7 protein-coding genes are annotated in these 11723 nt (G+C 63.8%); 5 read left to right on the forward strand and 2 right to left on the reverse strand.

The features are described from left to right. The first annotated feature begins 30 nt into the window (after positions 1–30). From V5E97_RS06555 to V5E97_RS06565, 3 genes are all read left to right on the forward strand, one after another. Positions 31–318 carry a hypothetical protein gene (locus V5E97_RS06555; protein WP_406701137.1) on the forward strand — a complete coding sequence of 96 codons (288 nt, stop codon included), beginning with the start codon at positions 31–33 and terminating at the stop codon, positions 316–318. An 8-nt stretch (positions 319–326) separates the two neighbouring features. After that, positions 327–590 carry a transposase gene (locus V5E97_RS06560; RefSeq protein WP_406698512.1) on the forward strand — a complete coding sequence of 88 codons (264 nt, stop codon included), beginning with the start codon at positions 327–329 and terminating at the stop codon, positions 588–590. A 379-nt stretch (positions 591–969) separates the two neighbouring features. Beyond that, positions 970–4548: a choice-of-anchor Q domain-containing protein gene (locus V5E97_RS06565; RefSeq protein WP_406698513.1), complete on the forward strand. Its 3579-nt coding sequence runs from the start codon at positions 970–972 to the stop codon at positions 4546–4548. Positions 4549–4955: 407 nt separating this feature from the next. On the opposite strand, the gene V5E97_RS06570 is transcribed toward V5E97_RS06565, so the two are convergent. Continuing rightward, the gene (locus V5E97_RS06570) at positions 4956–5981 is read right to left on the reverse strand and encodes a threonine ammonia-lyase (RefSeq protein ID WP_406698514.1); all 1026 of its coding nucleotides are present in this window, start codon (positions 5979–5981) and stop codon (positions 4956–4958) included. Positions 5982–6188: 207 nt separating this feature from the next. Next, positions 6189–7802: a lipopolysaccharide biosynthesis protein gene (locus tag V5E97_RS06575; RefSeq protein ID WP_406698515.1), complete on the reverse strand. Its 1614-nt coding sequence runs from the start codon at positions 7800–7802 to the stop codon at positions 6189–6191. A 252-nt stretch (positions 7803–8054) separates the two neighbouring features. On the opposite strand from V5E97_RS06575, the gene guaB reads away from it, so the two are divergent. After that, the gene (gene guaB, locus V5E97_RS06580) at positions 8055–9563 is read left to right on the forward strand and encodes an IMP dehydrogenase (protein WP_406698516.1); all 1509 of its coding nucleotides are present in this window, start codon (positions 8055–8057) and stop codon (positions 9561–9563) included. 323 nt (positions 9564–9886) lie between these two features. After that, positions 9887–11611, forward strand: coding sequence for a hypothetical protein (locus V5E97_RS06585; RefSeq protein WP_406698517.1), 1725 nt, complete (start codon positions 9887–9889; stop codon positions 11609–11611). Positions 11612–11723 lie beyond the last annotated feature (112 nt).

Below are 11723 nucleotides of genomic sequence, written 5' to 3' on the forward strand. Positions count from 1 at the left end.
AGTGACGCTCGCTGGGAGCGCATCGAACCTCTGCTCCCAGCGCCACCGCTCCGGCGATCACGCGATCCCGGTCGCAAGCCCCTGAACGACCGAAAGATCCTGACAGGCATCAACTGGGAGGACTTGCCTGCGGAACTGGGCTGGGGCTGTGGCAAGACCTGCAAACGCTATTTCGAGGCCTGGCACGAGGCGGGGATTAGGGGCCGACTCCATCACCTCCTCCTTCAAGAACTCCAGGAGGCGGACCAGATCGATTGGTTCCGCGGGGCGGCGACGACACCGGCCCTAACCCTACGGATCGAGGCAAATCGGGAGTAAAGCTCCATGTGCTGACCGACGCCGAGGGCATCCCCCTGGCGGTCACCGTGACGGGGGCCAACGCCGCGGATGTGACCGGGTTGTTACCCTTGGTCGACGCCATCCCGGACCTTTCCTGGGAAGAAGGAGACAAGCCCACCCAGCCCGAAGAACTGTATGCGGATCGGGCCTACGATTCGGAGCCACACCGAGAGGAACTTTCAATTTCGATGCCGCCGATTTCGAGGACGCGGAACAGAAGTTTGAAGAAGCCGAGGTGTGAAGCTGAATGACGATTTGTTGCAGTTGATTGTTAGCTATAAAAATGTGGGAGCATGGCATTGCGTCTCCTCGTGCGATGGGAGCGTCAAGCATTGCTTTCGAGTCGAGGGGTGCCCTTTCTTCTCGAAGCATTCGTTTTCATGAGATTTCTATAGATTGGTTAATTTGTAATAGCTGGACAGGTTGATTTGGTGTTGCGGACCGATTTGCATTCTTCGAATCCCCGTGTAGACTCGAACAATGCGATATGGCCGGAGCGGTCGTGCCGATATAGCATCCTCTCTGTGAAGCGGAGCGGATCGTCCGGCTGTGCCCGGGCCGATGAGGGGGGCTGACGCCCAGCCGCGAGCGGGCTCCCGGTACGGTTTCTTTCAATATTAGGGCGGACCGATGGCGCATTCCGGGTTACTGGGTGTTCGGGGCCTCGCCCAGGCAGGGCCGCGGCGGGCGGCGGCGAGGCGTCGTGGGGCTGGCCTGGTGCCCGGCTTCGAAATGTTGGAAGAGCGGGTCGTGCTCAGCACGTTCACCGTCACGAACACGAACAACGACGGGGCCGGCTCGCTCCGGGCGGCGATCGACCTGGCTAACGCAGATCCGGCGCAGGACACGATCGACTTCGCCTCCTCGGTCACCGGGACGATCTCGCTGCGGTCGGCCCTGCCGGCCCTCTCGACGGCCATCCTCCTGAGCGGTCCGGGGTCGTCGGCCCTGACCGTGGCCCGCAGTTCCGATCCATCGACGCCGGAGTTCGGGATCTTCAATGTGCCGGCGAAGGCCGAGGTCGTGATCTCCGGCCTGACGATCTCGGGCGGTCGCGGGCCCGCCTCTGGTGGAGCCATTGCCAACTCGGGCACGCTAACGGTTACTGACTCTACGCTCAGTGGTAACTCCTCCAGCGGAGCCGGCTTTAGCAACGGCGGCGGTGGGATTGCCAACTTCGGGACGGTGACAGTCACCAATTCCACGATCAGTGGCAACTCGGCCAGTAAAGGCCTCGGCGGCGGCATCCTTAACGTCTCTGGCGTGGTGACGATCACTGATTCGACCCTCAGCGGCAACTCGGCCAACGAGGGCGGCGGCGGGATTGCTAGCTTCACCAACGGCGGCATTGTGACAGTCATCAACTCCACCCTCAGCGGCAATTCGGCCGGTTTGGGGGGCGGCGGAGGCATTGGCAGTGGCTTTGGCACGGTGACGGTCACCAGTTCCACGATCAGTGGCAATTCCGCCAGCGACGGCAACGGCGGTGGTATCCTCAGTTCGGGCGCACTGACGGTGACGGGCTCTACCCTCAGCGGCAATTTATCCGGCAGCAGCGGCGGGGGTATCATCTTCTCTGGCACGGTGACGATTACCACAAGTCTCTTCAATAACTCCGAAAGCGGGAACCTCACTCAAACGGCTTCTGCCTCGTTCGTCTCGGGTGGCCACAATCTTTTCTCCGATTTGCCTGGGCTGGCCCTCAACCCCACCGATCTTGTCAACACTGATCCGTTGCTCGGGCCCCTGGCCGACAACGGCGGCCCCACTCAAACGATGGCTTTGCTGCCTGGCAGTCCGGCCATCAATGCCGGGCGCAACATGCCGGGGGTGACAACCGACCAGCGGGGCGTTCCACACCCCCAGGGGGCTGCCCCTGACATTGGCGCCTTCGAGGTGGTCACCGCACCCTTCGTACGCCTCACTCCGGACACGGCCACGCGACTCGTCGGTGCATCGCACTCGGTCATCGCGACCGTGCTCGATCCGAACGTTAAGCCCTTGGTCGGTGTCCCGGTGACCTTTCAGGTGACGGCTGGCCCGAACGCCGGAGCCACGGGTTTTATCAGCCCCGTCAGCAGCCAGAGCGACGCCAACGGTCAGGTCAGCTTCCGCTATGCCGACACCGGCGGCATCGGTACCGACTCAATCGTCGCAACGGCGATCCTCCCCGGCGGTCCGTCGATCGCCTCGCTGGCCGCGACGGTGATCTGGACGACATTTACCGTCACCAATACGAACGACTCCGGCGTCGGCTCGCTTCGGGCGGCGCTGAGCATTGCCGATCAGAATCCGGGCCGGGATACGATCACGTTTGCTCCCGGGGTGGCCGGGACGATCACGCTGCGGTCGGCCCTGCCCGACCTGGCGACGGACATCATCCTGAGCGGTCCTGGGGCGTCGGCGCTGACCGTGGCCCGCAGTTCCGATCCACTGACACCGGAGTTTCGGATCTTCAACGTGACGGCGGGTGCCAATGTGGAGATCTCAGGCCTGACGGTCTCGGGCGGTCGGGTGTCCTTTCAAAACGGGGGTGGCATCGCCAACTCGGGGACGTTGACGGTCACCGACTCTGCCTTCAGCGGTAACTCGGCCAGTTTTGGCAGCGGGGGGGGCATCGCCAACTTGGGCACGCTGACGGTCATCCACTCCACCCTCACCGGCAACTCGGCCAACGACTTCAGGGGCGGGGGCATCGCTAACGATAACTTCGGCACGGTGACGGTCATCGACTCCACCCTCACCGGCAACTCGGCCGGCTTCGGTGGGGGAATCGACAACATTAACTTTGGTCTAGTGACGATCACCAACTCCACCCTCGAGAGCAACTCGGCCAGCATTGATGGTGGCGGCATCAGTAGCTTCTACGCGACACTGAGGGTCACTGGTATCACCCTCAGCGGCAATTCGACACGCGGCGACGGCGGCGGTATCCTCATCCTCACAGGCACAGTGTCGGTCACCGACTCCACCCTCCACGGCAACTCAGCGGGTTTCCTCGGCAACGGCGGCGGCATTGTCAACCGCGGTGGCTTTGTCACAATTACCAATTCCACCTTCAGCGATAACGCGGCCAACTCGGGCGGCGGCGTCTTCAACGACTTTGGCACAGTAACGGTCACGACGAGCCTTTTTGCTAACTCCAAAGGTGGGAACCTTAATCAGGGGCGCAATGCCGCCTCGTTCGTCTCGGGCGGCCATAACCTCTTCTCCGACACGCCTGCCCTGGCTTTCGATCCCACCGACCTGCTCAACACCGACCCGTTGCTCGGCCCTTTGGCCGACAACGGTGGCCCTACCCAGACCATGGCGTTGCTTCCCGGCAGCCCGGCGATCGACGCTGGACGCACCGTGCCGGGGGTGACCGCCGACCAACGGGGTGTCCTCAGGCCCCAGGGCGCCGCACCCGACATTGGCGCCTTCGAGTCGCGCGGCTTCACGCTCGTCATCGTCTCCGGGAACAACCAGGGCACAATTCCCGGCACCACTTTCCCACTGCCGCTGGTTGTGCGCGTCGCCAGTGCATTTGGTGAGCCGGTCGCGGGAGGCTGGGTCCGGTTCGCCGCGCCAACGGCAGGCGCCTCAGCCAACGTCAGCAGTAACCTGGTTCCGATCGACGCGAGCGGCCAGGCGTCGGTTTTCGCCGTGGCGAACGACCTCGTTGGCTCTTATGCTGTCACGGCCGAGGTGCCAGGGGGCGCCATGAACTCGGCCTTCGCCCTCGAGAACCGCATCGTGCCACCACCGGTTGAGGTGCCGCTGACCGTTGTGGGGGTGCAGCGTTACGGCTTCCATGCCCAGCCGACGACCCTGGTTCTCCGTTTCAGCGCGGCGCTCGATCCGGTCCGGGCGCAGGACCTGGCGAACTACCAGATCGTGACTCTCGGCGGTCACGGCCGGCGCGGCGCGCGTGTCGGCCAGGTCACTCGCGTTCGCGCGGCGGTGTACGACGCGGCAACGGGGAGCGTGACGCTCCATCCGGCTCAGCGGCTTGACCCGCGGAACACATATCGTCTGACGGTCCGAGGCACTGCGCCTGGGGGGGTGGCAAGTTCCACCGGCGTGTTCTTGGACGGCGTTGGCACGGGCCAGCCCGGCAGCGACTTCGTGACCACGATCGCCCGGGGAATCGTGGTTAGGCCGTCACGTGCGTTCTTCAATCAGGTTCGCTACCGCTGGGCGTCTCTGGTTGGGATCACTGGAAGGTAGATGACGTGTTCGGATGGGAAGATTTGCATGTCTGGATGCTATGATCAAAATGACGCCAGGCTGGGAGGACCGTCGGTGGTCCTGGCGAATAACGAGCCGCCGGAACCACGCTGACGAAGAACCTCCGGTAACGTGGCGACAGTCTCCGTGATTTGGGGGATTTGCGAGATTGCGTCGAGTATATGCAGATGTAGTTTCGTTCGGGTTTCGACGGATGTATTGAGGGTTGGTGATATTTGATTATTTTGTGGACTTGGCGCCATCGTGGGGCCAACGATTCCGGTTGGTTGGGCGCGGCCGACCATCCCGATTTCCTCATCCAGAGGGAAATTAGGATGGTGCGCCGTGCCCGCCCGACGGGAGGAATTCGGGCCTTATCGTGGATCAATCGTGAGTTGATGATGGCTTTATGACGGGCTCGGCGCGGATTTGTCGGCGATCCAGGTCCGAAAGGCGGCTTCATCGACGTTCCGTCCGCTGACGACGACCACGAGATCGCCGTCGCCGCTGAGGTCGACCTGGTTGCCGAGGAGGGCCGCGATCGTGATCGCCCCGGAGGGTTCGGTGCGGAGGCCATGCCGTTCGTAGACCCATCGCATGGCGTCTTGCGTGGCTTGGTCGGGGATGGCCACCGCCTGGTTGACGAGGCGGCTCAAAATTGGCCAGTTGTGTTCGCCGACATCGTACGAGAGGAGACCGTCGCAGATGCTGGTCGGCCGATCGAGGCGCTGCCGCGAACCGGCGGCGAGCGATCGGCGGAAGTCATCGGCTCCGTCAGGCTCGACACCGATGATCTGGGCGTGCGGGAATCCGTCTGCGATCGCGATCGCCTGGCCGGCCATGAGCCCGCCACCACTGACCGGGCAGAAGAAATGGGAGATGCTCCGCCCGTCGCGCTGGAGGTCGCGGACGATCTCCAGGGCGCCCACGCCGTTGCCGGCGATGACGTGTGGATCGTCATAGGGAGAGGCCTGGATGGCTCCTTCGTTCTCGGCGATCTCTCGGGCCAGGCGGTCCCGTTCGCCGGTTAGATGATCACGCGTGATGTCGTAGGTGCGAATCTCCGCGCCGAAGGACCGGGTGAGCTGGAATTTCACCTGAGGCGCAGTTTCCGGCATGAGGACGATCACGCGCTTGGCGAACCGCATCCCGGCGAACGAAATCCCCGAGGCAAAGTTTCCCGACGAGTGGGCTGCGACGGGTCGATCGCCGATCCGTTCGAGGTTGTTGGCGAGCCAGTTCAATGCGCCCAGAAGCTTGAAGGAGCCGGATGGCGTCGAGCCAAAGTCCTTGAGCCAGACACGCCGATTTGCCGCCAGGCCGAGCGCTTGCTCCAAGGCATACGAGCGGATCAAGGGGGCGGGGGAGAGATGCTCACGGATCACGTGCTCCGCGGCGCGAACGTCATCAATATTGGCGATGCGGACGGGCATGGCAAGGTTCCCGGAGGGCGCGAGCCGGTTGGGCCGGCCTTGGTTGGCTGGGCGGGTCGATCGTTAGGCTCGGGTGGGCACAGCCACTTTCATCCTTTGGCTTCGCTTCCCCGAGAATGAGAAGGAGCTTACGCTCCTCACGCGCCCAAGGCGAGTGTCGACTCCCTCTGTCGTTCGTCGCTCTCCCGGCCTTCTCGCATGATCCGATCAGGACGCGGCTCGGTTGCGGAATCTCCGGAGGATGAGGTCGAGGTCTTCTCGGCCCTTGGGAACGGCCAGGTATCCGGCCAGGTAAGCCAGTGAGCCGATGGTCAGGTGGATCAGGAGGGGAGGGGATTGGGCCAGGGGCGTTGCTCCCTTGAGGACGATCGGAAACCAGAAGCGGCAGAGCCAGGTCACGGCGATCAGGGAGATCGCTCCGGCCAGTGGCGCGGCCAGGGTCCGGGTCAGGTAGGTCTTCCAGCGAATGTCCAGGACCCAGAAGATGTAGACCCCTGGGATCAGGAAATTCGAGAAGACGGTCGTGAGCACGGTTCCCCAGATCACTCCTTCCACTCCGAGCTGGCGGGTCAAGTAGTAGCTGATGGGCAGGTTGAACACCGAGCCGGCCAGCGCCGCCAGCGCGATCACCGCAATCTTGTTCATGCCGATCGCCATCTGGGCGTGAACGGCGAGCAGGAGCGGGACGGTCGCGACCAGGAACAGACGCATCAGCCACGGGGCCATCCGAGCGCCTTCGTCGCCAAGATCATTTCCGACCCAGAGCGTCAGGAAGGGGCTCGCGTAGATCCAGGCCAGGAGGGCGACCGGGAGCAGGAGGCCGATGTGAAGTCGGGGGCCGTCGTATTTGACCCGTTCCAGCCCGCGTTCATCGTGCGCGGCCGCGAGGCTGGCGACCGCGGGCATCACAAGGGATGCGAGCATCCAGCCGACCTGCCGGATCTGGCTGAACGGCTTGCTGACGACACTGTAGATCGAGAGGCCGAGCTCCGGCTCATGGGGGAGAGCGAGGCCCAGCATCGTGGTGTCGATCTTATCGGCCAGCACCACGCTGAGCTGGATCAGGAACATGTAGAAGCTGATGTGCAAGAGCGTCTTGTAGTCGGAGAGCCGGGCGCCTCGGAAGTGAGGAACGTGGCCGAGTTCACGGACCATGACCCAGATCGCGGGACCCATGGCGAGGCCGATCGACACCAACGTTTGCGCCACGACGACCAGGAAGAAGTCGAATCCGGCGTTCAGGCCGATCCAGAGGATCGCGAACCGGAGAATGACGATCGCGACTTCGTATCGGGGGATGAAGTCATATCGTCGCGCGGCCTGGAGCACGCTCGAGACGACCATCGAGAGGCCATAGCAGGGGGCCGTCAGCGCCTGGAGCCAGAGGAGCTTGACGATCAGGCGATAGGAATCACCCTGGAACTGGTTCGCGACGTAGGGCCAGTAGGCCAGGCTCAGCAGGACGGCGGCCTGCACCAGCGCCATGGCCGCGTAGAACGTCATCCCGCAGGCGATGGAGCGGTCGACCCCGTCGCGATCCCCCTTCGTCCAGCGCTCCGAAATCTGCCGCTGCAGCGCCGAGCTGATCCCGAACTCGAGCAGGAACTGAAGGAACCCGAACCCCCAGGCGAAGTTGTAGGCTCCCCACTGGTTGGGGCCGATGACCTGGAGCGTCAGCCTTGTGCTCCAGAGCACGAAGATCGCCTGGAGCGGCGTCCGGAGCGCCAGCCAGAAGGTCCCGCTGACCAGTCGGCCCAGGACAGGAGGAAGAACGCGCGGGTTGGGGGGGGCCGGGGCAGAAGTCGTGGTCACGCGATCCATCCTGGTTGCAGCAGCTGTTCGATCCCTGATCCGCGGTTCATCATAGCCAGGCCCCCAATGTTGCCAAAGGCCAAATGGTTCCTCCCTAACAAGAGGGGTAACAGAGGCCGTCTGTACAGATCATTTCACCGGTTGACCTTGCCAGAGATCGTCGCGGCGGTTGTAATGGATAAGGAAAGGCACCCTGAACCCGTCCGACGCCGCAACCGGTCGGGCTTCCTCTCAAAACACCGGGCTCGGAGGCTTTTCCCGATGCAAGAGCGCATCGCCTATCAAGGCATCACCTTCGACGACGTTTTGCTTGAACCTGGTTACTCAGAACTACTCCCCAGGCAAGTCGATACCAAGACTCAACTGACCGCCAAGATCGCGCTCAATATCCCCATCCTGTCGGCCCCGATGGACTCGGTCACGGAAGCCGAGTTGTCGATCGCGCTGGCCCAGGAGGGGGGGCTGGGCGTCATTCACAAGAACATGTCGATTGAGGAGCAGACCCGCGAGGTCGACAAGGTGAAGCGATCGGAGAACGGGATCATCGTCGATCCGATCACGCTTCCCCCGAACGCCACGGTCGGCCAGGCCCGCGAGATCATGCAAGGGCACAACATTTCAGGTGTGCCGATCACCGTCAACGGCCAACTTCGAGGCATCCTCACCCGCCGCGACCTCCGGTTCCTGGAGTCGAACGAGCTGCGGATCGAGGAGGTGATGACCAAGGAAAACCTCGTCACCGCCCCCGCCGATACCAGCCTGGAAGAGGCGGATCGGATTTTGACGAAAAATAAGGTGGAGAAACTTCTGCTGGTTGACGATGAATACCGGCTGAAGGGAATGATCACGATCAAGGACATCGACAAGCTGCATCGCTACCCCCATGCTTGCAAGGACCAGCGGGGCCGGCTCTGTGTGGGCGCCGCGGTGGGGGTGAATGACTTCGAGCGGATCAGCTCGTTGCTCGAGGCCGATGTCGACGTCCTGATTGTCGATTCCGCGCATGGCCATAGCCAGAACGTGATCGAGACCGTGCGACGGATCAAACGGGATTTCACGATCGAGGTGATTGCTGGGAACGTGGCGACCGCGGAGGGAACGCGGGACTTGATCGAGGCGGGAGCCGACGCCGTGAAGGTTGGCATCGGCCCGGGGTCGATCTGCACCACGCGAGTTGTCTCCGGTGTTGGCGTTCCGCAGATTACCGCCGTTTACCAGGCAGCCAAGGCCGCGGCCGGACGGGTGCCGATCATCGCCGACGGCGGGATCCGCTACTCCGGTGACATCACCAAGGCGTTGGCGGCCGGAGCGCACTGTGTGATGATTGGCGGCCTCTTCGCGGGGCTGGCCGAAAGCCCGGGCGACACCATCATTTACCGTGGCCGGAGCTTCAAGACTTATCGCGGAATGGGATCGATCGGGGCCATGGCCAAAGGCTCGCACGAACGATACCGGCAAGAAGCAGCCTCGCGGACGTCGGATGGCAAGAGCAGCTCACCGCAGAAGCTTGTCCCCGAAGGGGTCGAAGGGCGTGTCCCTTACAAGGGGCCGCTGGCCGACTATGTCTTCCAGCTCATCGGAGGCCTTCGCGCAGGGATGGGTTATTGCGGAACTCGAACCATCGAGGAACTGCGGACCAAGTCTCGCTTCATTCAGGTCACTGGTGCGTCGGTCTTGGAGGGTCACCCCCATGACATCGTCATCACCCAGGAAGCACCCAATTACTCCAGCTTCAGCAATGAGAACGAGTCAGGTCGCGGGTCGGTCTGATCGATCCACGATTGTCGTTCAACGCATTTCTCGCACCTTGATGAACTTGCCTGTTTTCATGTCTCAAAAGTGTCGTCGGGCAGGAGGAGCCTGCCCGACGAAGACTCCGGTAAACGGAGTTCACCCGACAGGTTTTTCCTATTTGCCGTCCCGATCGAGGAAGGTTGGGCTTCTGGCTGTCTGATTGAGGGCAATGCCCTCGGCAACAGTGACAGTGGATCTGATCTCTCTTTGTTTTTTCGATCGCGAACGGTATGGCAGCGTCTCGGGCTGTCGGCTCTTGGGAGCCGAGCGGCCCGTCTCAGCCAGCAAGGAGGCGTGGCTTGCGTCGCTCAACCTCGGCTTTGACGGCGGCGGTCCTCGGGACTGCCTTGTCGGCCACATCGCTCATGGCCCAGCAGACTCCGCCCGACAGCGGACTGGGGACGTCCACCGCTTCCATACCTGGCATGACGACGTCCCGCGGGGCTCGTTATCTGCTGCGCAATGGGTGGGACTACCTGAAATATCAGGAGTATGAGCGGGCCTTGAACTTCTTCCGCGAGGCGGAACAGCGCAAGGCGGAGCTCAATGACTCCGAGCGTCAGGCGCTCACCCAGGGCATCGACAACGCTCGCCGTGGCATGCGTGAGGCGGGCGACGGTTCGGCCAAGCGTTCCTACGCCGGGCGCGGGCCACTCCGCCGCCCCGGGGCGTTCGCTCTGGCCAAGTCGACGGCCCCGGCCGCCGCGGCCCCGGCCCAGCGGGAACCGATCCAGTTGGCCAGCGGCACCGACCCTGCCATGGCGCCGGCTGCGGTCTCCCCCGCCGGATTGCCGCCGCTCCCTAGCGGAACGGTGTCCTCGGTTTCCTTGCCTGCGCCTCGTGACGCGGCGATGACCCTGGCCCAGGCCGCGCCCGCTCCGACGGAACTGCCCCCCTTGGATCTCAACTCGGTACCGTTGCCCCCGCTTTCGAACAGCGCGGTGGAGGCACCTCCCGCTGCTGTGTCGGAGCCGACGCCTCCACCGTCGACACCGGCGCCGGAAACCCCGGCCATGCCGGCTCCGCCGGTCTCCGAGGCCCCCGCCCCGTTGGCCTCCGAAGCTCCGGCCCCGCTGCCCTCCGAGGCCCCGGCTCCGCTGGCCTCCGAGGCTCCGGCCCCGGTTCCAGTTCCGGCTTCCGAGCCGACACTCCCGGCGGAGCTTCCCGGCACAGCTCCCGCTCTGCCAGAACCGCTGCCCGAGCCTCCGGCGCCTCGGGTCGCGGCGCTTCCGGACGCGACCGAGCCGCCGCCGTCGCTGCCTGCTGTTCCCCCCGTCAGCGAGGAACCGCCCCCTCCGCTGCCCGCGGAGAGCTTCGGTCGCGGCGTTGATCAGGGCCAGTACCGTAGCGCGTCGTCGGACAGCTTCATCCCCGATCGCTCCTCGAATGCTCCTTCGACCCTGAGTCCGGAATTGCAGCGGGAAGTCGAGCGGATGGCGCAGAGGCAGGAGGATGAACTCCGCAGCAAGCCCGCGCTCCCCGACCAAATGGTTCCCGGCAGCACGCCGAATATCGGCGACGCGAGAGGGTTGTCCACCACGACCGTGCTCCCCTCGCCCCGGCTCGAGATCTCTCGCGCTCCCAGCCCGACCGAGGCTCGGCCCATCCGTGCGATCTCGGTCCCCGAAGAATTTGTCCCGTTGACCAAGCGAGACTGGGAACCCAATCGTAAGTACTGGTCATCGGCCGCTGTCTGCCATATGCCGCTCTACTTCCAGGATGCCGCTCTCGAACGCTACGGGCAGACCGTGGAGCAGGCAGTCGGCCCGGCCGGGCGATTCCTCTCTTACCCGGTTGACGATCCGAAGCAGTCGATCCAGCGCAATCAGCTCGTGCAGCCGTTCGCCTCGATCGGGATCTTCGCCGCTCAGATCGCGCTGCTGCCCTACAACCTCATCATGGATCCGCCGTGGGAGGCTGAGTACGACCTGGGCTACTACCGCCCCGGCGATCGGATCCCTACCGACACCTACTATCTTCCTCTGACCGGCGTCGGCCCCCCGTTGCACGGCAAGCGGTATTGATCGCAACCGATCCGCTCGAACGGGCCTGAGAACAACACGCGAACCACCCTCGGATCACTCCGGGGGTGTTTCGCTGCGCGGTCAAGGCGGGAGCGAGGTTGCCCAACACGCG

Origin of the sequence: Singulisphaera photorubra (assembly GCF_045290345.1) — a bacterium.
GTDB lineage: Bacteria > Planctomycetota > Planctomycetia > Isosphaerales > Isosphaeraceae > Singulisphaera.

Coding starts and splice junctions, on each gene's coding strand:
- V5E97_RS06565 (WP_406698513.1), top strand. CDS start 970: ATGGCGCATTCCGGGTTACTGGGTGTTCGGGGCCTCGCCCAGGCAGGG.
- V5E97_RS06570 (WP_406698514.1), bottom strand. CDS start 5,981: ATGCCCGTCCGCATCGCCAATATTGATGACGTTCGCGCCGCGGAGCAC.
- V5E97_RS06575 (WP_406698515.1), bottom strand. CDS start 7,802: ATGGATCGCGTGACCACGACTTCTGCCCCGGCCCCCCCCAACCCGCGC.
- guaB (WP_406698516.1), top strand. CDS start 8,055: ATGCAAGAGCGCATCGCCTATCAAGGCATCACCTTCGACGACGTTTTG.